Source organism: Pseudomonas sp. CFBP 13602 (genome assembly GCF_014842725.1).
Taxonomy (GTDB): Bacteria; Pseudomonadota; Gammaproteobacteria; order Pseudomonadales; family Pseudomonadaceae; genus Aquipseudomonas; species Aquipseudomonas baltica.
Genome location: NZ_JACYVT010000003.1, coordinates 47,526 through 67,472, shown reverse-complemented (window position 1 = coordinate 67,472; position 19,947 = coordinate 47,526). Strand labels below are relative to the sequence as shown.

The 19,947-nt window shown below is 63.9% G+C and carries 19 protein-coding genes; 8 read left to right on the top strand and 11 right to left on the bottom strand.

From position 1 onward, the window contains the following. The first annotated feature begins 88 nt into the window (after positions 1 to 88). The 3 genes from IFU31_RS06710 to IFU31_RS06700 are packed head-to-tail and all read left to right on the top strand — an operon-like array spanning position 89 to position 1,986. Complete coding sequence (locus IFU31_RS06710) at positions 89 to 382, top strand: hypothetical protein (protein WP_192102584.1); 294 nt, start codon at positions 89 to 91, stop codon at positions 380 to 382. Beyond that, positions 379 to 1,248, top strand: a complete 870-nt coding sequence (locus IFU31_RS06705) for a DUF72 domain-containing protein (protein ID WP_192102734.1) — start codon at positions 379 to 381, stop codon at positions 1,246 to 1,248. Before IFU31_RS06710 ends, IFU31_RS06705 begins: the two co-directional genes overlap by 4 nt. Before the next feature lie 48 nt (positions 1,249 to 1,296). Continuing rightward, positions 1,297 to 1,986: an extensin family protein gene (locus IFU31_RS06700; protein WP_185795079.1), complete on the top strand. Its 690-nt coding sequence runs from the start codon at positions 1,297 to 1,299 to the stop codon at positions 1,984 to 1,986. 465 nt (positions 1,987 to 2,451) lie between these two features. Here IFU31_RS06700 and IFU31_RS06695 read toward each other — a convergent pair whose 3' ends face one another. Then, the gene (locus IFU31_RS06695; protein WP_122475026.1) at positions 2,452 to 3,066 is read right to left on the bottom strand and encodes an energy transducer TonB; all 615 of its coding nucleotides are present in this window, start codon (positions 3,064 to 3,066) and stop codon (positions 2,452 to 2,454) included. Positions 3,067 to 3,161: 95 nt separating this feature from the next. Here IFU31_RS06695 and IFU31_RS06690 point away from each other — a divergent pair, with 95 nt between their 5' ends. Both IFU31_RS06690 and IFU31_RS06685 read left to right on the top strand, forming a co-directional pair. Then, positions 3,162 to 3,944, top strand: coding sequence for a class I SAM-dependent methyltransferase (locus IFU31_RS06690; RefSeq protein ID WP_342345282.1), 783 nt, complete (start codon positions 3,162 to 3,164; stop codon positions 3,942 to 3,944). 137 nt (positions 3,945 to 4,081) lie between these two features. Next, positions 4,082 to 6,271: a TonB-dependent receptor gene (locus IFU31_RS06685; protein ID WP_192102583.1), complete on the top strand. Its 2,190-nt coding sequence runs from the start codon at positions 4,082 to 4,084 to the stop codon at positions 6,269 to 6,271. 18 nt (positions 6,272 to 6,289) lie between these two features. Here the strand turns inward: IFU31_RS06685 and IFU31_RS06680 are convergent, their stop codons facing one another. From IFU31_RS06680 to dapE, 5 genes are all read right to left on the bottom strand, one after another. Continuing rightward, entirely contained in the window at positions 6,290 to 6,691 is a 402-nt protein-coding gene (locus IFU31_RS06680; protein ID WP_192058694.1) for a YbaY family lipoprotein, read from the bottom strand. A gap of 60 nt (positions 6,692 to 6,751) precedes the next feature. Next, positions 6,752 to 9,235 carry a glycerol-3-phosphate 1-O-acyltransferase PlsB gene (gene plsB, locus IFU31_RS06675; RefSeq protein WP_122475018.1) on the bottom strand — a complete coding sequence of 828 codons (2,484 nt, stop codon included), beginning with the start codon at positions 9,233 to 9,235 and terminating at the stop codon, positions 6,752 to 6,754. 135 nt (positions 9,236 to 9,370) lie between these two features. Further along, positions 9,371 to 9,748 (bottom strand): hypothetical protein, encoded by a 378-nt coding sequence (locus IFU31_RS06670; RefSeq protein ID WP_122475016.1) that lies wholly within the window; start codon positions 9,746 to 9,748, stop codon positions 9,371 to 9,373. A gap of 12 nt (positions 9,749 to 9,760) precedes the next feature. Further along, the gene (locus tag IFU31_RS06665) at positions 9,761 to 10,573 is read right to left on the bottom strand and encodes a putative RNA methyltransferase (RefSeq protein WP_122475015.1); all 813 of its coding nucleotides are present in this window, start codon (positions 10,571 to 10,573) and stop codon (positions 9,761 to 9,763) included. Continuing rightward, a complete protein-coding gene (gene dapE, locus IFU31_RS06660; protein WP_122475013.1) occupies positions 10,573 to 11,724 on the bottom strand; it encodes a succinyl-diaminopimelate desuccinylase in 1,152 nt (383 codons plus the stop codon). Before dapE ends, IFU31_RS06665 begins: the two co-directional genes overlap by 1 nt. A 226-nt stretch (positions 11,725 to 11,950) precedes the next feature. On the opposite strand from dapE, the gene IFU31_RS06655 reads away from it, so the two are divergent. After that, the gene (locus IFU31_RS06655; RefSeq protein WP_192102582.1) at positions 11,951 to 12,607 is read left to right on the top strand and encodes a DUF1120 domain-containing protein; all 657 of its coding nucleotides are present in this window, start codon (positions 11,951 to 11,953) and stop codon (positions 12,605 to 12,607) included. Positions 12,608 to 12,789: 182 nt separating this feature from the next. Beyond that, the gene (locus IFU31_RS06650; protein WP_122475009.1) at positions 12,790 to 13,440 is read left to right on the top strand and encodes a DUF1120 domain-containing protein; all 651 of its coding nucleotides are present in this window, start codon (positions 12,790 to 12,792) and stop codon (positions 13,438 to 13,440) included. A gap of 7 nt (positions 13,441 to 13,447) precedes the next feature. Here the strand turns inward: IFU31_RS06650 and IFU31_RS06645 are convergent, their stop codons facing one another. The 5 genes from IFU31_RS06645 to IFU31_RS06625 all read right to left on the bottom strand — a co-directional run bounded on the left by IFU31_RS06645 (position 13,448) and on the right by IFU31_RS06625 (position 19,473). Continuing rightward, entirely contained in the window at positions 13,448 to 14,572 is a 1,125-nt protein-coding gene (locus IFU31_RS06645) for a DUF1120 domain-containing protein (protein WP_192054578.1), read from the bottom strand. Then, positions 14,569 to 16,941, bottom strand: a complete 2,373-nt coding sequence (locus tag IFU31_RS06640; RefSeq protein WP_192102581.1) for a fimbria/pilus outer membrane usher protein — start codon at positions 16,939 to 16,941, stop codon at positions 14,569 to 14,571. Before IFU31_RS06640 ends, IFU31_RS06645 begins: the two co-directional genes overlap by 4 nt. Continuing rightward, positions 16,941 to 17,663, bottom strand: a complete 723-nt coding sequence (locus IFU31_RS06635; protein WP_122475003.1) for a fimbria/pilus chaperone family protein — start codon at positions 17,661 to 17,663, stop codon at positions 16,941 to 16,943. The genes IFU31_RS06640 and IFU31_RS06635 overlap by 1 nt, the downstream gene beginning before the upstream one ends. A gap of 225 nt (positions 17,664 to 17,888) precedes the next feature. Continuing rightward, a complete protein-coding gene (locus IFU31_RS06630) occupies positions 17,889 to 18,578 on the bottom strand; it encodes a DUF1120 domain-containing protein (RefSeq protein ID WP_240998650.1) in 690 nt (229 codons plus the stop codon). A gap of 214 nt (positions 18,579 to 18,792) precedes the next feature. Further along, positions 18,793 to 19,473 (bottom strand): spermidine synthase, encoded by a 681-nt coding sequence (locus tag IFU31_RS06625; RefSeq protein ID WP_122474999.1) that lies wholly within the window; start codon positions 19,471 to 19,473, stop codon positions 18,793 to 18,795. 234 nt (positions 19,474 to 19,707) lie between these two features. On the opposite strand from IFU31_RS06625, the gene IFU31_RS21840 reads away from it, so the two are divergent. Continuing rightward, complete coding sequence (locus tag IFU31_RS21840) at positions 19,708 to 19,836, top strand: hypothetical protein (protein ID WP_446731020.1); 129 nt, start codon at positions 19,708 to 19,710, stop codon at positions 19,834 to 19,836. Positions 19,837 to 19,947: the final 111 nt, after the last annotated feature.

Sequence of the window (19,947 nt, the reverse complement as noted above, 5' to 3'; positions counted from 1 at the left end):
TAAAACTTTGCCGCAATTTGTGGTCTAGTGGTTACCTGGGTCACTGCAGGACACTGTGGCGGCTTGTTTCGACGATCGAGTGAATCTGATGCGTATCGATGGTGTTTCCTCCCAGCCTTATCCAATCAAGCGCAAGCCGCTTGCGGACAAGGCGCGGGTGCAGGAAACCGTCGACGATATCGAAGGCGAGTTCGAGGTTCCTCCGCAACCTACGCCCCAGCGCTCCCGCGCGCGTGGCACCAGCGTGCCGGCCCGCCAGCAGGACATGATCTTCCCCCGCTCGATGAGCCGGCGTGCGGCCGACGCGCTGGGCATGTACCTGAGCACCCAGGGTTTCGTCGAGTGGGACAATGAAGTCCTGGGCCTGGATGTGCATATCTGACTGTGCCCAGCCTGCCTTATTTCATCGGCTGTCCGTCGTGGAGCGAAAACGCCTGGCGCGGGGATTTCTATCCGCAAGACGCGCGTCCGCCGGATTTCCTGGCCCTCTATGCCCAGCAGTTCAACGCTGTGGAAGGCAACACCACGTTCTACGCACGGCCGGCGCCCAATACCGTGGAACGCTGGGCTGCAAGCATGCCCGCCGATTTTCGCTTCACGGCCAAACTGCCGCGCGACATCAGCCATGGTGGCGATCTGCGCGAGCAACTGGAAGTGGCTGAGGATTTTTGTCGGCTGCTCGCGCCGCTTGGCGATCGGGTGGCGCCGTTGTGGTTGCAGCTGCCTGCATCGTTCGCGCCCTGGCGGCTGCCGGAATTGATCGGCTTCATCGACGTGCTGCAGCGGCCCATCGCTGTGGAGGTACGCCACGGCGCATTCTTCGCTCGCGGTGGCGAGGAACGACTGCTCAACAATCTGCTGCGCGAACGCAATGTCGAACGCATCTGTCTGGATCCGCGTGCGCTGTTCAGTTGTGTTTCCGACGCGCCTGCCGTGCTTCATGCCCAGTCCAAGAAGCCGCGGGTGCCACCCCGCCCAGCGGCGTTCAGCCACAGCCCGCAGGTGCGTTTCATCGGCCACCCGCAGTTGCAGGCGAATGAGCCTTTTCTGACCCCCTGGGTGGAGAAGATCGCCGCCTGGATCGAAGAGGGCCGCACCCCCTACATTTTCCTGCACACGGCCGACAACTTGCTCGCGCCCGCGCTGGCCCGGCGTTTCCACGAGCGTTTGATGGAACGTTTGCCAGGCTTGCCGGCCTTAATGGAACTGCCTCGGGAGCCACAGACGGCGCAACTCGGCCTGCTCTGACGCGGTTTTTCCGCAGGTACCGTTCAGCCACGCGAAGCAGGAGCCTGTGTGCCGAGATTGCTGATCATTCTGCTGCTTCTGGCCGCCGCGCCCGTTGCCGTGTGGCGAGGCTGGGTCGAGGTGCCCGATCGCTGGAATCCCTGGGCGCCGCTGGATATCGCCGAACCGGTGAACTTCCTTACCCGCTACAAGCTCGGCAAGTTACAGAACGATCCACAGCTGTGTGTGCAGGCTCTGGCAACTTCCACCGTGCGCTATAGCGTTCAGGCCGACAGCCCCGCCGATGCCAAGTGCCCGTTGGTGAACGTGTTGCGCGTGCAGGGCAGCGAGGTCAGGTTGAGCAGCAGTTTCCTCGCCACCTGCCCAGTGGTGGTGGCGTTCGCCATGTTCGAGCGCCAGGCCCTGCAGCCGGCAGCGCAGGCGACGTTCGGTCAGGCAGTAACGCAGGTGGATCACCTGGGCAGTTTTGCCTGCCGCAATGTCTATGGTCGCAGTGAAGGACGTCTGAGCCAGCACGCCAGCGCCAACGCGCTGGACATCGCCGGGTTTCGTCTGGCCGACGGACGTCGTATCAACGTGCTCAAGGATTGGCCTGGCGACAGCGCCAACGCGCGCTTCCTGCGGCAGGTACGCGACGGCGCCTGCAAGCATTTCAATACCGTGCTGGGCCCCGAGTACAACGCCGCCCACCGTAACCATTTTCACCTCGACATGGGCCGCTGGAGCGTGTGTCGCTGATTCATTTCCGGCCACCGCGGTGAACCCGGACGCGGCTTGCGCCGCTGCTACAGGGCCTGTGTTGGCTGAACGCCGGACGCGGCTTGCGCCGCTGCTACAGGGCATGGGCTGGGTTAACGCCGGATGCGGCTTGCGCCGCTGCTACAGGGCCTGTGTTGGCTGAACGCCGGACGTGGCTTGCGCCGCTGCTACAGGGCATGGGCTGGCTGAACGCCGGACGCGGCTTGCGCCGCTGCTACAGGGCCTGGGCTGGCTGAACGCCGGACGCGGCTTGCGCCGCTGCTACAGGGCATGGGCTGGCTGAACGCCGGACGCGGCTTGCGCCGCTGCTACAGGGCATGGGCTGGCTGAACGCCGGACGCGGCTTGCGCTGCTGCTACAGGGCTGGCGGTGTGGACCTCTGTAGCAGCGGCGCGAGCCGCGTCGGCGGTGCACGCGAGGTATCTGGATGGATGCGATCGGCGCTCAGGCAGCCAGGCGGATGTTGTTCAACACGGCGGGGCGCATCCAGCTCAGGTCCAGGTCCAACGCATGGCATTGCTCACTGATGGTTTCCTGCGCCAGCGGTACCGGCGTCTGCGCCAACTGCCAGTCGAGCTCGGCAATCGGCAGGCGCATTGCCCGAGGCAGAGGCGCCGGGGCTGGTTGCGTGCTCTGGCCACCCTGGTTCAGCACCAGCGGACGAACCCAGCGGCTGTCGAACGCCAACTGCGCCTGTTGGGCCAGCACGTCCTGCTCGGGCAGCGGCGCCGAGGGTTTGTCCAGCAACGTCAGCTCCAGTTCGGCCTTTGGCAGGAACAACGGCTCGGGAGGCTTCACTTCGGTGTCGCGAACATCGCACAGGCGCTGCAGAAGAATGTGCGCCAGGATCTCGCTGCCGGCGCTGGGCTCGGCCGCCGCTGCATTGTCTGCCGCTGCATGAGCCTGCCCTGGCAGCTGTCCGTCGCAGTGCTCGGTCAATGCCTGGGCAAAGAAGTCCTGCCACAGCGCACTTGCAGCACCCAGGGTCTGGATGTTGTGCTGGCTGAAGTCGCCGATGGGCGAAATGTAACCTGGCGCTGTGGAATTGATGACGGACATGGCACTCGGCACGCTTGGGCTCTGGCAAAATGCCTGGCAAAGTTCTTATCGGCGGCGTGCGCCGATCTTTTAGCCTTTCGATACAGGAATCTTCAGTGGAGCAGCAAGCCGGTGGTCGCATCCAGGTTCAGGCACAGAACGACGCCTGCGAACCGCAAGCCGAACGATGGGCGCAACGCCTGCATCTGCCTCGCCAGTTGCCCGACGCCGATTTCGTGCTGCAGGTCGGCGAAACCGGCCTGCAGTTGCAACAACTGGGCGCGGACGCGCCGGGGCCCGTGCGTGTGGATTTCGTCGAGGGCGCCGTCGCTCACCGACGACTGTACGGCGGTGGCAGCGGTCAGATGATCGCCAAGGCCGTTGGCGTGCAGCCTGGCGTGCGCCCGCGGATACTGGATGCCACGGCCGGCCTGGGCAAGGACGCGTTCGTGCTGGCCAGTCTGGGCTGCGAGATGAGCCTGGTGGAGCGCCAGCCGATCATCGCCGCGCTGCTCGAGGACGGACTGGCCCGTGCCCAGGGTGACCTGGAGGTAGGCGCCATCGTTGCACGCATGCATTTGCTTCAGGGCAACTCGATCGAGGTCATGCAGCAGTGGCAGGGCGAAGCGCCCCAGGTGATCTACCTGGATCCGATGTTTCCCCATCGCGAAAAAAGTGCGTTGGTGAAGAAGGAAATGCGCCTGTTCCGGCCGCTGGTGGGCGATGACATAGACGCACCGGCCCTGCTGGCCGCCGCCCTGGCCCTGGCCAGCCACCGGGTAGTGGTCAAGCGACCGCGCAAGGCGCCCTGCATCGAGGGCTGCAAACCCAGCCATGCGCTTGAAGGCAAATCCAGCCGCTACGATATCTACCCGAAGAAAGCCCTAAAACCGACGTGATGAATGGACGCAGGTTGTAGGCCAGGACGACCCCCGGCGCCCGGGGGTACGTAGGATCGGTCCTGATTTTTTCCCAGCCGGTTTTAGCCCGATGCGCTCAAATAGAATCAAGTCTCATTTGTAGTGAGGCTGTATACATGTACCGTTCTACAGGAGTTTGCACATTGCCCCGCCGTTCGGCGCTGGGCCTGGCGTTGATCGGTTGCGCCGCAGGTGCCAATGCCCACGAAGGGCCCGAATCGCTGGTGCTCGACAAGCTGAGCGTGACCGGCAAGCAGGCCGCGCCACCCTACCAGGTCGAGCGTTCGGCTTCCGCCAAGTACGCCGTGCCACTGCTCGACGTGCCGCAAACGGTTACCGTTGTCCCGCGCCAGATCATGCGCGAGCAGAATGCCCTGAGCCTGCGCCGGGCACTGTCCAACGTCTCCGGCATTTCCTTCAATGCCGGCGAGGGCGGCGGCGGGTCGGGAGACAGCATCAACATCCGCGGTTTCAGTGCCAATGCCAACCTGCAGATCGACGGCCTGCGCGACTCTGCGCAGACCAGCCGCAACGACCTGTTCAACCTGGAGCAGGTCGAGGTCATCAAGGGGCCCAGTTCGGTATTCGGTGGCGCCGGCACCACCGGCGGCTCCATCAACCTGATCACCAAGCTGCCGGTTGCCGACAGCTTCACCGAGCTGGGCGCCGGCGTTGGTACCGATCGCTATCGCCGCCTGACCCTGGACACCAATCAGCAGCTGCACGACCTGGGCGACGGCACCCTGTTTCGTCTGAATATGATGGCTCACGAGAACCACGTGCCGGGGCGCGATCGCATCGAACAGCAGCGCTGGGGCCTGGCGCCGTCGCTGATGTTCGGGCACGGCAGCGACACGCGCCTGACCCTCAGCTATTTCCACCAGAGCGATGACAACCTGCCCGACTACGGCGTGCCTGCACGCGATGGCAAGCGCTTGCCGGGCGTCAAGACCAGTCACTATTATGGCTGGCGCAACCTGGACCAGGACCGCACCGACACCGACAGCCTGACGGTCAAGTACGAGCACGACCTGAACCCGGACTGGAGCGTGCAGAACCTTGCCCGGCTCAGCCAGGTTGACCGCGATGCCACCGTGTCCGCTTCCCATGTCAGGCTGGCCAAGCTTCCGGCGCTACGCTACCTGCCGGCAGGGCCGCAAGCTTATCGGCGCGACGTGCAGACCCGCCTGGCGATGAACCAGACCAGCCTGACCGGTCATTTCGATACCTTCGGCCTGGGCCATACCCTGGTGGTCGGCGCGGAACTGTCACGCGAAACCTACGACCGCAAGGCCTCGGGCTATGCCGTGGAGTCCTTCTACCCAGCCAACGGCTACGATCTGGCCAACCCGCCGGGTTACTGGAGCGGGCCGAAGGTCAAGTCGCCTACCAGCGTGGCGCACAACAGCATGGAAGATCGCGCCCTGTATGTGTTCGATACCCTGGCCCTGGACGAGCAGTGGGACCTCAGCCTGGGCCTGCGCTACGACCACATGCGGGCCCAGGCCAGTAATCGCTCGGCCAGCGGCGTTCGGACCCAGGCCGGCTCAACCGACGGCGTGTTCAGCCAACGTGCCGGCCTGGTCTACAAGCCCGCCGAGAACGGCCGCTTCTACGTCGCCTACGGCACCTCGTTCAACCCTTCGGCCGAGAACCTGCTGACCTACGGCGGTGGTCTTTCCGACAGCACCCAGAGCCTGGAACCCGAGAAGGGCAAGACCTGGGAACTGGGTACCAAGTGGCAATTGCTCGATGAGCGGCTGCAGCTGGAAGGCGCGCTGTTCCGGGTGGTCAAGGACAACGTGCGCGAGCGCTTGAGCGACGGCAGCAACCTGCTTGCCGGCAAGCAGCGCGTGCAGGGGTTGGAATTGGCAGCCACGGGCGCATTGAGCGAGAAGTGGCACGTGTTCGCCAACTACACCCTGCAAAGCAGCGAGACACTGAAGTCGGTGGCCAATCCCGAACGCATAGGTCAGGCACTGAAAAACACGGCGCCCCGATCTTTCAATCTATGGACCGCCTACCAGCTTCCCAGCGACATTACCCTGGCCTACGGCATCCGCCACGTCGGCAAACGCAACCTGACGTCCCAGGATCAAATCAAGCTCGATGCCTACTGGGTACACGACGCGATGCTGGGCTACCGGGCATCCGACAACCTCGAGCTGCAGCTGAACCTGAGCAACCTGACCGACACGAAGTACGTCGAGCGCGTACGCACGGTCGTCGGCAGCGATACCCGTTCTTCGGCCGTGGAGTTCGGTGATGGTCGTGCGGCGGTATTGAGCAGCGTCTATCGGTTCTGAACACCGCCGCAGCCCTGCCTACCGCGAAGCGGCATCCATGCGGATACGCAGCGGCTGCTCATCCTTGCCATCCAGCGTCACGCCGTGATGCTGGGTGCTGACGAACAGCAGGTGCCCGTCGGCTTCAACGCGGGCACTCACCGAATAGCGATGCCCCGGCTTGACCTGGGCCGGGTCGTATTCAAGTTTGAACGGCAGCGGCACCTGGCCAGTGATCGGGCCGCTCTGCCGGGCCAGGGCCACCGCAGGTGCGTCAGCCAGGGACACGTCCTGCAGGCTCACGGTCAATACGGCCGAAGGCGGCAAGGCGATGCGCTGCAGATAGAACGCCTCCCCCTCGAGCGTGGCCTTGGGTGCGGGCTGCATGCTGCTGCAGGCGCCGATGAGGGCGCTGAGTACGATCAGTGAAAGGCGCTTCATGGTTATCTCCATTTACAAATTCGGCCGTCAGGCAAAAGCATAGGCAAAGACCGTCGTCGATCACAGCCCATCGGCGGCCTCATCGCTGCGGTGCAGCGCAACCTGGCGGATCGACAGGCGTATTTCAGCGGGCAATACCCGTTTGGCAGCGCCTTCGGCCAGCTCATCGAGCATGGGGTGGTGGCTCAACTTGCCTTGGGCATCGCGGCGCAGTACCCCTTGATCGAGAAGGGTCTGAATGAAGTGACGGAACAGGCTCTTGTCGAAGAACTCCGGGGCGTTCAGGCCATGCAGGATCGACAGGCGCTGGGCCATGGTGGTGCACAGGTTTTCCAGTTCTTCGGCGCTGAGGGTGTTCTGCCCGGCATTGAGCAACAGGGCGATGGCCATGTAGAAACGCTGCAGGGTCTGCGCGATGGCACGCGACAACAAGGTCAGCAGCACGAATTGCCGCGAACTCGGCGCGGGGCGCAGGTACACACCGTTTTCCAGGCGCAGCAGGCCTTGTTCGACCAGCGCTTGCAGCCACTGGTCAATCACCTCGTCGAGCTGCCCGGCGTTCCAGCGGATGAACAGTTCGGCCTGCAGATAGGGGTACAGCGCATGGGCGTAGCGCAGGATCTGCTCGCGGGTCATGCGCGAAGTGCTCTGGAAGAAGCTGGCAAGCAGCGCGGGCAGGGCGAAGATGTGCAACACGTTATTGCGGTAATAGGTCATCAGCACCGCGTGCTGTTCGTCCAGATACAGGATTTTGCCCAGGGCATCGCTCTGTTCGGACAGCAGCTGCATGCCTTGGACATGAGCGATCAGGCTGCGGGCATCGCCAGTGGGAACGGTGGTATGAGGCGAGTAGGGCACCTGGCGCAGCAGGGTCAGGTACAGGTCGAGTACCCGTTCCATTGCCCGTTCGTCCAGAGCCAGCTTGCTGGTCGACAGCAGTGCCAGTGCCACCAGGTTCACCGGGTTGATGGCTGCAGCCTCGTTCATGTGGCGAGCCACGCGGATGCTCAGGCGATGCGTGGTTTCGTTCAGCCAGTCGGGCTTGAACTGCGGCGCCAGGTCTTGCTCGCGCCAGCCAGGCTGCTGCTCATCGAGAAAAGCCTGCAGCTTGATCGGCTCGCCGAAGTTGACCGCCACTTGGCCAAAGCGCTGTTTGAGTGCGCCGATGACCTTGAAGACGTCCAGAATCGACTCTTTCTTCTTCGCCGCGCCGCGCAGCTCGCCCAGGTAGGTACGGCCTTCCAGCACCCGTTCGTAGCCGATGTACACCGGTACGAAGACGATGGGCGTACGCGAGGAGCGCAGATAGCTGCGCAGGGTGATGGCCAGCATGCCTGTCTTGGGTTGCAGCATGCGTCCGGTGCGCGAGCGCCCGCCTTCGACGAAGTACTCCACCGGAAAACCCTTGGTGAACAGGGTGTGCAGGTATTCGTTGAACACGGCGCTGTACAGCGGATTGCCCTTGAAAGTGCGGCGCATGAAAAACGCCCCGCCTCGGCGCAGCAGGCTGCCGATCACAGGCATGTTGAGGTTGATGCCGGCAGCAACATGGGGTGGCGTCAGGCCGTTCTTGAACAGCAGGTAAGACAGCAGCAGGTAGTCGATGTGGCTGCGATGGCATGGCACATAGATGATCTCGTTGCCACGGGCAACGTCCTTCACACCGTCGATGTTGTTGACCTTGATGCCGTCGTAGATCTTGTTCCAGAACCAGCTGAGCACCACTTCCATGAAGCGGATGGCGGTGTAGGTGTAGTCCGAGGCGATTTCGTTGCCGTAGTGCAACGCTCGGGCCTCGGCCTTTTCCAGGGTGATGTGCTCGCGTTCGGCTTCTTCGGCAATGGCCTGGCGCACCAGTGGGTCGCGCACCAGACCCTTGACCAGATGGCGGCGGTGGGAAATGTCGGGGCCGATGACTGCCGTCTTCAGGTTGCGAAAATGCACACGCAGGATGCGCTGGGCCATGCGCACCGTTCGCTCGTGACCCTTGTTCTGCTGCACCAGCTCGGCCAGGTGGATCGGCTCGGAAAACTGTACGCGGGTCTTGCGTCCCAGGATCAGAATGCTGACCAGCTTGCGCAAGCGCCCGGTAACCGCCCAGCTGTCGGCGAACAGCAGCTTCCAGGGGCTGGATTCGCTCGCTGGCGACTGGCCCCAGAACACGCTTACCGGAATGATCTGCGCATCTTCGCCGGCGTTCTGTGCCAGTGCCGTGACCAGCCGCGCCAGGGTGGGCGGGGCGCCGCGCTTGTCTTGCCGGCCCAGCCAGTCAGGGTCCGGGGTCAGGTAGAACACCGCCGTGGGCTCCATGAGATCGCCGATGGCCACGGGCAGCACCGGGCGTGGCAGGCCGGCTTTGCTGCATTCGCGGTCGACCACGGCAAGGTCGGCCAGCGAAGGCGATTGCAAGGCGTACAGCACGGGCCTGCTGCGATCCAGGTTCAAGGTGAACGAGGACTGGTTGATGGTTTCAGACCGAACCCACAGGTACAACAAGCGGCGCAAGGTGCCGAACACGAGGCGGTGCAGAGGTGAGCGGGTCATAGGCCAGGGCTTGGGGGGAAAACGCTATTTTACCGGCTTTTGCCGAGGTAAGTGATGCAGGGTGTCGGCGAATATCTTCGCGCGGCTACGGGCTCTTTCGCGGCCACTGGCCGCGAACCGTCGCGCTGCGGTGTATCAACTGGTACGCCAGGTGATTTCCTCTTCGCCATCGTCGCTGATACGGATCCAGCGGTCGGCATTCTCTTCGCCTTCTTCTTCCACCCAGCTGCCAGGCGCACAGCGCACCTCTACATTCAGGGCCTTGAAAGCTGCACGGGCGCAGGCCACGTCGTCGTCCCACGGCGTGGCGTCGCTCTCCAGGTACAGGCTGTTCCACTTGCCGACCGCTTTGGGCAGCCAGGTGACCGGCACGTCGCCGGCCTGGCACTTCCAGGTCTGGCCTTTCTGCTGCCAGTCGCTGCAGGGGCCCAGGGCCTGGCCGAGCCATGCGGCGATGGCCTTGTGATCGACGTCGGCGTCCTTGAGGTAAATCTCGATATCGGGTTGGCGCATGGGTAGGCTCGCTCAGTCTTGACGCACAAAGTAATCGTAGCGCATTGATACCGTGACCACGAACGGCCGCGGCTGTTCGATCACTGCGGTCCGTCGCTCGGCGCTGGCGCGCCAGCCATGCGGCGTCATCGCCAGCAGGTTGGCGCGCGATTGCGCGTCGATCAGCTTGAGCTTGAAGGTCAGGGTTTCATGGTGGGCATGCTGCATACCCTCGGGCACCTGCAACAGGTGTTTGTCGTCGACGTAGTCGCGCACCTCGTCATACAGCTGTTCGCGCAGCTCCATCAGGTGGCCGCTGGTGGGTCCCACACGCATCAGGCCACCCCCCGGCGCCAGCAGGCGCTTGGCTTCGTCCCAGTCCAGCGGGCTGAAGACGCTGGTCAGGAACTGGCAGCTGGCATCGGCAAGCGGCACACGCGCCATGCTGGCAACCAGCCAATGCACCGACGGCGCTCGCTTGCAGGCGCGTTTGACCGCCTCGCGGGAGATGTCCAGGGCATACCCGTCGGCGCGCGGCAGCGCCTGGGCGATCTGTTCGGTGTAGTACCCCTCGCCACAGCCGATGTCCAGCCAGCGCCGAGGCCAGCGCTCGGCTGCAAGCTCGGCCAGGCGCTGGGCCACCGGTGCATAGTGGCCTTCGTTGAGGAAGTCCCGGCGAGCCTCGACCATGGCCTGGTTGTCGCCGGGGTCGCGGCTGTTCTTGTGCTGCACCGGCAGCAGATTCAGGTAGCCCTGGCGCGCGCGGTCGAAACGGTGACCGCTGGGGCAGACCATGCCGTTGTCGGCGTTGGCCAGCATGGCAGTGCAGAGGGGGCAGGTGAGCATCAGGCGAGTAACTCGACGAGGGTCTGGTAGTAGATTTCGGTCAGCACATCGAGGTCGCTGGCCAGGATTCGTTCGTTGACCTGGTGGATCGTGGCGTTGACCGGGCCCAACTCGACCACCTGGGTGCCGAGGGTGGCGATGAAGCGCCCGTCGGAGGTGCCGCCGCTGGTGGAGGCCTGGGTGTCGCGCCCAGTGACGTTCTTGATGCTCGCGGCCACCGCGTCCAGCAGCGCACCGGGCTCGGTCAGGAACGGCAGGCCGGACAGCGCCCAGTCCACGTGCCAGTCCAGGCCATGCTTGTCGAGAATCGCGGCCACGCGCTGCTGCAGGCCTTCGACCGTGGACTCGGTGGAGAAACGGAAGTTGAACACCGCCGTCAGTTCACCGGGAATGACGTTGGTGGCGCCCGTGCCGCTGTTTAGGTTGGACACCTGGAAGCTGGTTGGCGGGAAGAAGGCGTTGCCGTCGTCCCAGTGCTCGGCGGCGAGCTCGGCCAGGGCTGGGGCGACCAGGTGGATCGGGTTGCGGGCCAGGTGCGGATACGCCACATGGCCCTGCACGCCGCGCACGGTCAGAGTCGCACCGAGCGAGCCGCGTCGGCCGTTCTTGACTACGTCGCCGACCAGGGTGGTGCTCGACGGCTCGCCGACGATGCACCAGTCCAGGCGCTCGTTGCGTGCAGCCAGGCGCTCGACCACCGCTTTGGTGCCGTGATGGGCCGGGCCTTCTTCGTCGCTGGTGATCAGGAAGGCCACCGAGCCCCTGTGGTTCGGATGGTCGCCGACGAAGCGCTCGGCGGCCACCAGCATGGCCGCCAGGCTGCCCTTCATGTCGGCCGCGCCGCGCCCGTGGAGCATGCCCTGCTCGTCGATCACCGCCTCGAATGGGGCGATCTGCCAGGCCTGGGTGGGGCCGGTGGGCACCACGTCGGTATGCCCGGCGAAGCACAGCACCGGACCGTCCTGGGTACCGTGGGTGGCCCAGAAGTTATCCACCTCTTCGATGCGCATCGGCTCCAGCGCGAAGCCAGCCTGCCCCAGGCGTTGCATCATCAGCTTTTGGCAATCGGCGTCCAGAGGCGTGACCGAAGGGCGGCGGATCAGGTCGCAGGCAAGCTGCAGCGTGGGCGAAAGGTCGGCGGCGGCCGTCATGAAAACTCCAAAAGCAGGGGCGGCAAAGGGGCGATATGGTAAAGCAAAAACGCATGGGCCAACACCGCACCCCTGCTGGCGGCGCTTTCGCGTCCCAGGACCTACACCGCTGCGCGCACCTTCGTCGGGTGCAGTGGCCGATCTCTCATGTCTTGACCCGCGCGTGGCTATCACCATGCCGCACGCGCCACCTCCTTCACGCGAGCGCATAGCCTGAGACAACGACATGAACGCCGTTACCCGCATTACCCTGCTTGCCACGCTGCTCACCTCCATCGCCACGGCCGTCGCCGCGCCGTCGGTGGACATTACCGTCACCGGTTTGATCGTGCCGGGTGGCTGCACACCTACCCTGAGCAACGCGCTTTTCGATCATGGGCGGTTGTATACCCGCGACCTGCTTGCTTCAGCGCCCACCGTCCTGCTCGATCGTGCCCGTACCTCAACGTTGAACATAAATTGCGAAGCCGCTACCGCTTACGCGCTTCGTGCGGTGGACAATCGCGCCGATTCAGTCCTGGAAAACATCGACGGCAGCCGTTTCGGGCTGGGCTTGACCAGCAAGAACGAGAAAATCGGCTCCTACAGGCTACGCATCGATCCTGAAGGCTCGAGCCTGGATGGCGAACCGCTTCTGCTGCTGATAGGCAGCCCCACGGGCAATGCCTGGTCTGCCGCCGAACGCCGTGCGCGCAGCTTGCGCAACGATGGTCAGCTCATTGGTCTGGCCAGCCGAAAAAACGATGGCGGCGGACCCATGCCGGCAAAGGACGCAGTGCTGACCCTGGTGTCCTACCTGACCATCGCGCCGACCGACAGTTTGACGTTGGACGCTGAAGTGCCCTTGGCCGGTGCCGCTACCCTTGAGTTGTTCTACTTGTAGGAAGAACTACGTAAAGGAAGAACTAGGTGCAGTCAGATCTACCTGTACCAAGATCTTTCGTAGGAACAGATTTACCTTTTTTCAGAAATTTCCTCTTTCAAAGGGGAAACTTCCCCTTCAGCCTGAAGAGCGTGACCGGTTTCCCGTGCCGGTCAGCTCATCGGACAGTGAGGGACAACATCATGCATCCTGGCTTTCGGACGCTGACCGCCATGCTGGCGCTCGGCTTCACCACGCCTGCTTTCTGCGCTTCCACTGTGGATATTCAAGTCACCGGAACGCTCGTTCCCAGCGCTTGCACGCCCATCCTGAGTGTCAGCACGCTGCACTTCGGCACCGTGAGTTCGGCCGACCTGCACCCCGAGCGGCCTACCGCGATGATCGAGCACACGCCGAACCTGACGATTCAGTGCGGCACACCGACCTTGTATGGTCTGCGCCTGGTGGACAACCGCGCCGGTTCAGCCTATGACTCCGGCATTGCTGGTCGACTGGGTATGGGCCGCACGGCGGCGGATGAGCAGATTGGCGCGTATCATCTGCAAGTCGATCCAGCACGTTCGACCGTCGATGGCCGTCGTGTATTTCTCAGCCTCGGCGATCGTACCGGCAGCCTGTGGAGCACTTCTACCGCCCAGCCGATGGCGCTGCCTACCGACGGCAGTTTATTGGGGCTGGTCGACCGTGTCGGCGTAGACACCGGTGCCGTAGTGGTACGAATGGCCCAGCTGGGCATCCGCGCCCATGGCGTTATCGCTCCTGCGCGCAGCCTGACCTTGACCGATGCCGTGCCCTTGGACGGACACGTCACCGTGGAGCTGGTCTACCTGTAAGCATGCGCTACAGGTAGATGATCTCCAGTGTGGCCGAGCCGTCGATCGGGGTTTCCTGGCGCACGTCCAGCCCTCGGGCTGGAGCCAGGTGCAGTTCGACGGTCAGCGGCAATGACAGTCCAGACCAGGCGCCGGGGGCGACGCCGGGTGTCGCTTGTCGCCCGAGCGCGGTGGGCGGGCCGTCACTGCGCAGCCATCCATCGGGGTGCGGTCGCCAGGTTTGCGCAGAAGCGTCTCCGAGCAAGGGATAAGCACTGCTGCCGTCACGACCGATCCCCGTGCCCAGCCGAGCAGTGAAACCGCCCAAGGCCTGACCGTCCGCCGTGCGGCCGATGCCGAACAACGTCGGAGCGGCAGCCAGGAGCTGGTCGCTGACGGAGCCGGCCCGGTTATCCAGCGCGCGGATAGCGAAGCGCGTCGGTGCGTCGCAGTCCACTTCCAGCACCGTTTGCCGGCTGAACGTGGTGACCGATTCGCGCCGCAGATCGGCCATGCCAATGCGACCGAAGTTCACGTTCGCGTTGCCCGCCAGCGAGGGCCGACACGCCGCTGGAGCGAACCCGGCCTTCACCAGCAATGGCTTTTGCTGACCGACAATGTCGAAACTGCCGCTGGCCGACAGCTCATGGGCGTCACTGACGGCGAGCACGGTGGGGGCAAGCGTGGCCTGCAGTTCGATCTGCGCCTGCAGGCGTTTGCCCCTGACCGCGTGGCCGGCCCGCAGCGGTTGCAGTGGCTGGTCACCTTCCAGCGCCGCTGCGCCGGTGCGGGTTGCAACCTGTGGCGCAGCGGCCGCCACCTGGCCCCACTGTACGGGCTGATCGTCCACCGATGCCTGCAGCACGCGCAGACGGTAGGCGCCTTGCGAACCCAAGGCATAGCCCTGGTTCGAGAACTGGCCGGCCCGATAGGCAAGCGTCAGATCCTGTTCGGTTTCACACAGTACGCTCAGGCTGAGTCGACGCGGCGGCAAAGGCACCTCGCCGGACGCCAACTGCACGGTCGTGCGATTGAATTGACCCAGGTCGATGTCGGCCGGGCTGAGCGACAGGCTGCATCCCTGCGCAAATGCCTGCAACGGTGTGGCCAATGCGGTGGCCACCAGCGCCGTCAGGAAGGTGCAACGGCTCATGATTCGCTCTCCTCGACCCGGCACTGCGCCGTGGTCTGCTCGTAATACGCCTCGGCATCGGCGCTGGCCGGCAGTTCGAACTGCAATCGGCACGGCTGCTCGTCTACCGTGCGGGTCCACAACTGCGGACTCGCATGGATATTGGGCACGAAGACCGCGCCGTCTTCCTGTACCAATGTCACCAGTTGGCCCTGCGCATCGGTGACGCCCGTGCTACGGTTGAGGCGCCGCCCGGCCTCGTCCTGCACCTGAAGCAGCAGGCGCCGCGTGACCTCCACACCGAACATGATGCGCGGCACTGCGCCACGCGCGGCCTGGAGGGTGGCTGCGCCTTGATGCACGTCGACGTTGCGCGGTAACGATGCAGTGGCCACCTGCACGTTGCTGCGACCGAACGGAGCCAGTTGCGGCAGCACGGCGCGGCCCTTGCGGTCGGTCCACACGCTGCCGCCGGGGGTATCGATCTGCACGTTTGCGACATTTTCCAGGGTCAACAGGCCGAAGGTGTCCTGCAACGGGTAGGGCGACAAGGTGAAGCCATCTTCGTGGAGCACCACGGCGCCTCGTGCAGCGCCACTGTAGCCATGGCTGTCGCTGCCGTAGTTGGCATAGCCGACGTCCAGTTGACTGGCTTGGGTCAGCCGCGATACGCCGCCGTTGTAGCTCACCGCGCCAGTGCGACTGGCGCGCTCGGCGGCGACTCGGTACTGAGTGCGCTCGTCCCAGCGGCCTTGCACACCGCTGCCCAGGCGGATGCCGGTGCTGTCGTTGCGGGCGGTCGAACGCCAGTTCAAACCGTCACCCAGGGGCAGGCTGGCGCTGAAATACAAGGCATTACCCAGGCCACCGTCGCCGGCCAGCTGCCATTGCCCGGTAGCGGTCAGGGACACGGGGCCGAGCCGTCGCCCCCAATTGACCTGGGCTCGACTGGAGCGTTGCCCGTCGAACGCCGTGGCGGTGGACCACGTGCCGCTCAGGCTGCCCGTCCAGGGATGGGTCCAGCCCAGGCCGAAGGCGTACTGATCACGCACTCGGCTTCGCTGGCCAGCGGGCTGATTCCACCCACTGTCGATCAACTCTCGATAGCCGACTGTCTGCCGACCGGCACTGAGCAAGGCTGACCAGCGATCGCCGAGCTGCTGATTGAGACTGATGCTGCCCTGCACCCCCTGGTCGTCCGATTCGCTGGCATGCGCGGCCTGTAACAGGCTCTGCGCTCGCGAGCCGGGCCACGGTTCCAGGTTGAGCCCGGCGCCGCCGGCGTTGTAGCCTTGGCCGATGAGGGCACCGCCACTGATACTGGCGGCCGGCGCCAGTGGGTAGCTGCCTCCGGCGCTCAACACCCAGGGTTCCCGAGCGCTGCGCCCACTGTTGCGCAGCTGTCCGATGCCCACAGCAAAGCCCTGTGAGGGCAACTCCAGGCCCAAGGTGGCGGCCAGGACGGTAAAGGTGCGACGTTCGCCATCGGCCTCGATCACCGTGACCTCCAGGTCTCTGCGCCGGTCAAGTTGGGGAATATCGCTCAACTCGAAAGGTCCGGCCGGCACCACGGTTGAATAGATCAGCACGCCGCTCTGGCGAACGTCCACCCGCGCCTGGGTAGCCGCAATGCCCTGCACCCGAGCGCCACGGCCGCTGCCGCCGAGCGCCGGTTCGCTCATCCACTGCGCGCCGGTGACGCGCGCGCCGGCGAGCACCGGGTTGCTCAGGTTGATCTGGCCCAACTGCAGCATCGCCTGCTGGTCGCTGAAGGTGCGCTGCGCATAGGCTTCCATGTGCTGCAGGCTCGCCTTGCCCTGCACCGAGCTATAGAACTGACGGCTGCGCAGGATCCAATCGCCTGCATTGACGCCAGCCTCGGTGTTGGCCGAAAGAAACCGGCTGCGTTGACCATTGAACTGGTTGTACAGGCCCTGCACGTCATAGTTGAGCAGGCCGGCAACCCCACCTCGGGTAAAGGCCGATTGGTCGGCCGATGCAGTGCGCAAGGCAGGTGCAGGTACCAACAGCCGCACTTCACCGGCTTGGGGTAGCAGTTCGATCAGGGTCTGCGGAAATTGCTCGATGAACTCGCCGCAGCCTGACCCGGTATCGACCAGTTCCCCGGCGTCGCGCACGGCCTGGTCGATACACAGGGCACCTGCGGTGTCGAAGGCGGCTTGGACAACGCCTCTGGGCTGACCGTTGACCCACAGTCGCACAGCGTGCACGCCTTCTGTGAAGCGCGCGGTCTGGCTCAAGTAGGCGGCCAAGTCAGGATCGATACCACGCAGGCGCAGGGTTTCGCTGTCGAAACTTGTTGCGCTTGCAGTCTGGGTGTACAGCGCCAACGTCACTGCGGACAATGTGCTACCAATGAGCGCCTTCATCAAGGCGCGCCCTGATTCAGCGTTGCCTGATGCGTACCTACGGCAAAACCGTACACCGTGGCAGGGGTAAACAGGACCTGCCCATCGGCGACGGCCAGCGCCTTGCCGGGCAGAGTCAGCCGATCACCGGGCAATACGTAGCTGCGAGGCAGCTGCCAAGGGGTCTTGCTCGGCAGGCTGTGCACTTCCTGTGACAGACGCACGACATAGGGAGTGGGGTTGGATACCGTAAGCTGGCTGTCCTGCAGCGACCAGTGCAGGCCCTTCCAAGGCTCGGCGTTCCTCACCAGGCCTTTGGGGTGCAGGATCACCGGCAGATTCTGTCGTACGTTTACCGATACTCGTGCCTCGCCGGGTTTACCTGGCTGGTCGTTCTGCGCCAGTCCCTCGAAGATGACCCTTTTCAAGCGTTGAGTGGTGAGCGGTTCGGAGTTCGACAGGATGAAGCGCACCAGCTGCGATTCACCCGCCTCGACGCGCGCGATGGGGGGTGTGACGAACAACAGCGACGCCTTGTCTTCGGGGATGTGATCCAGCGTGACGTGCAGCAGCGCAGGATGCTGGTCGCTGTTGGTCACTTTTATGGCGGTTTCGGCATCGCCTTCGTAGACGATGACCACCGAGGTTTCCGGGATCATGCCGTCGGCATGGATTTCAGGACTGCAGATCAGCAACGCTGTGATGCCCAGGTACGCATACAAAACGTGGTTGCGGCGGTTCATCGGTTTCTCCAGACAGGAACGCAACAGGCAGGTACGACCACGCCTTCCTCGACACCGCAGTGCCGGGAAGATCGTGTGAGGGGGAAGGGCAGCAGTACTCTAAAAGCAATCCGCGCGTTCTCGGCTCGGACCCTTCAGCAAGTGCAGGACGAAAAGATTGCAAGCGACGTAGGACGTATCTGCGCCAGGCTTTGCCGACAAAGAAACTACCGCAACGCGGTGTCGTTACAGGTACACGAGTTCGATGGTGGCGGCACCGTCGAGGGCGACTTCGTCGGTCAGGGTCAGCCCTTTGGCCGCAGCGATGACCAGATAGGATTTGAGTGCGAAAGTAGCATCCTTGATCGGCAGCGGTTGCGCCAAAGCCCCTGCTGTATCGGTGAAACCCAACAGCTCGCCGTAGTTGCGAATACCTTTCTCGCCCTGGGTCGCACTGGTCCATACGGTGCCCGCCGCATTACCTACGCCTACGAAAGCAGGTTTGCCGTCAATCAGTGATTCGCGTGGGTAGATTTCCAGAAAATGCGCACCGATTTTCTCTCCTTTGGGCGTCAAGCCCAGCCCGTAGGGTGTCACGTACCAGTTATTTCCGACGGTATCTGCACGATTGTCGATCCCACGGATTCCGTACACCGTAGCAGCCGTGCAATTGACGCTCAGGGTGGCGACCTTCTTGTTCTCGGTGAAACCTGTTGGCCCATCCACGTTGAGGTCGCTCTTCGATATCTTGCCGTGGTGGAAATCGCTGGCAGAGAGCGATGGGGTGCAAGCGGCCGGTACGATCGAGCCGGTGACACTCAAATCAACGGTTGAAGCCGCCATCGCGGTCGGGAGTGCTGCCAGCAGCGTGGTGCCGATAAGCAGACGGGATATAAGGGTCATGTTGATTTCCAGATTGGTTAATGGTGGTTGCACATCGCAACACCGCCAACTCTAGAAGCCGCTGAACAGCCCGTAAGTGAGCCGATTCAGAAGTTTGCCGTGAAACCTCCTAGCCGATTTCCACAGCCGAACAGGAATGCTCCTCACCGTAGGAGCGGTCATTGGCCGCGAAGCAGACGCTGCGGTGCATCTAGCGGACCGTGCTGCGCCCTTCGCGGCCACGGACCGCTCCTACGGCGCAGTGGGTTCAGATTTTCTGGGCGATCCAGATGGTATGGCGGGTGCCCTTGTTGCCGTGGGCGAACACCTGCACTTCTTCGGCCTTGAAGCCGGCCTTGCGCAGTTTGTCGCTGAACTGGCGGTCGGCGCTGGCCGACCACACGGCGAGTACACCCTTGGACCTCAAGGCTTTCGCGCAGGCCGCCAGGCCACCGCTCGAATACAGCCAGCTATTGGCCTTCTGGGTCAGGCCTTCGGGGCCATTGTCCACATCCAGCATGATCGCGTCGAAACCGGCCGGCTCGGCCTGCAGTACCTTGGCCACGTCTTCCAGGCGGATGACGGTGCGCGGATCGGCCAGGGGGTTGCCGGCTTTTTCGCCCAACGGGCCACGGTTCCACTCGACCACGCCGGGCACCAGTTCGGCGACCACCACTTGCGCGGTCTTGCCCAGATGCTTGAGCGCCGAAGCCAGGGTGAAGCCCATGCCCAAACCGCCGATCAGCACCCGCGAGTTCGGTCGCCCGGCCACCTTGCGGCAGGGGATCTCGGCCAGGGCGTCTTCGGAACCGTGCATGCGGGTGTTCATCAGTTGTCCGCCATCGCCTCCCTGGATCTTGATGACGAAGTCTTCGCCGTACTCGAACAGGCAGAGCGCACCGCCGTTGTCGGGGATCGGTGTGGTGTCGAGCAGTACGAAGCGTTTCATCGGTCAATCTCGGAAGGAGGACAAGGTAGTGCCATGGTAGTAGCCTGTGTCATCGGAACAGGCAGTCAGGCCTTGGGGTGTTCAATGAAGTTGCGCAGTGTATCGGTCTTTGCATGTGTTGCCCTGTGTGCCGGTGTCGCATCGGCCTCGTCGCTGCCCCCGGGATCGCCGGGTACACCCACGCCAACCCCCTATCCACAGGTTACCGTGCCCTCGACCCATGGCGGCGAGGGCATGAGCGGTTCACCGCCGCTGCTGCCGCCCATACCGTTGCCTGCGCCACCCAAGGCCGAGAACGTCCCCGAACCGGAGCGTCAGGACACGCCGCCAACCCCGGTCAAGCCCAAATCCCCCGGCGGTTGATCGCGTTTTTCCTGGCATACCGCATTCTCCGCCGACGCGGCTTGCGCCGCTGCTACAGGGGATACAAGCCGCCTGCAACGCCACGACCCTTGTAGCAGCGGCGCAAGCCGC

Coding starts and splice junctions, on each gene's coding strand:
- IFU31_RS06710 (WP_192102584.1), top strand. CDS start 89: ATGCGTATCGATGGTGTTTCCTCCCAGCCTTATCCAATCAAGCGCAAG.
- IFU31_RS06695 (WP_122475026.1), bottom strand. CDS start 3,066: ATGTCCGTCATCAATTCCACAGCGCCAGGTTACATTTCGCCCATCGGC.
- IFU31_RS06685 (WP_192102583.1), top strand. CDS start 4,082: ATGTACCGTTCTACAGGAGTTTGCACATTGCCCCGCCGTTCGGCGCTG.
- IFU31_RS06680 (WP_192058694.1), bottom strand. CDS start 6,691: ATGAAGCGCCTTTCACTGATCGTACTCAGCGCCCTCATCGGCGCCTGC.
- plsB (WP_122475018.1), bottom strand. CDS start 9,235: ATGACCCGCTCACCTCTGCACCGCCTCGTGTTCGGCACCTTGCGCCGC.
- IFU31_RS06670 (WP_122475016.1), bottom strand. CDS start 9,748: ATGCGCCAACCCGATATCGAGATTTACCTCAAGGACGCCGACGTCGAT.
- IFU31_RS06665 (WP_122475015.1), bottom strand. CDS start 10,573: ATGCTCACCTGCCCCCTCTGCACTGCCATGCTGGCCAACGCCGACAAC.
- dapE (WP_122475013.1), bottom strand. CDS start 11,724: ATGACGGCCGCCGCCGACCTTTCGCCCACGCTGCAGCTTGCCTGCGAC.
- IFU31_RS06655 (WP_192102582.1), top strand. CDS start 11,951: ATGAACGCCGTTACCCGCATTACCCTGCTTGCCACGCTGCTCACCTCC.
- IFU31_RS06650 (WP_122475009.1), top strand. CDS start 12,790: ATGCATCCTGGCTTTCGGACGCTGACCGCCATGCTGGCGCTCGGCTTC.
- IFU31_RS06645 (WP_192054578.1), bottom strand. CDS start 14,572: ATGAGCCGTTGCACCTTCCTGACGGCGCTGGTGGCCACCGCATTGGCC.
- IFU31_RS06640 (WP_192102581.1), bottom strand. CDS start 16,941: ATGAAGGCGCTCATTGGTAGCACATTGTCCGCAGTGACGTTGGCGCTG.
- IFU31_RS06635 (WP_122475003.1), bottom strand. CDS start 17,663: ATGAACCGCCGCAACCACGTTTTGTATGCGTACCTGGGCATCACAGCG.
- IFU31_RS06625 (WP_122474999.1), bottom strand. CDS start 19,473: ATGAAACGCTTCGTACTGCTCGACACCACACCGATCCCCGACAACGGC.
- IFU31_RS21840 (WP_446731020.1), top strand. CDS start 19,708: ATGAGCGGTTCACCGCCGCTGCTGCCGCCCATACCGTTGCCTGCGCCA.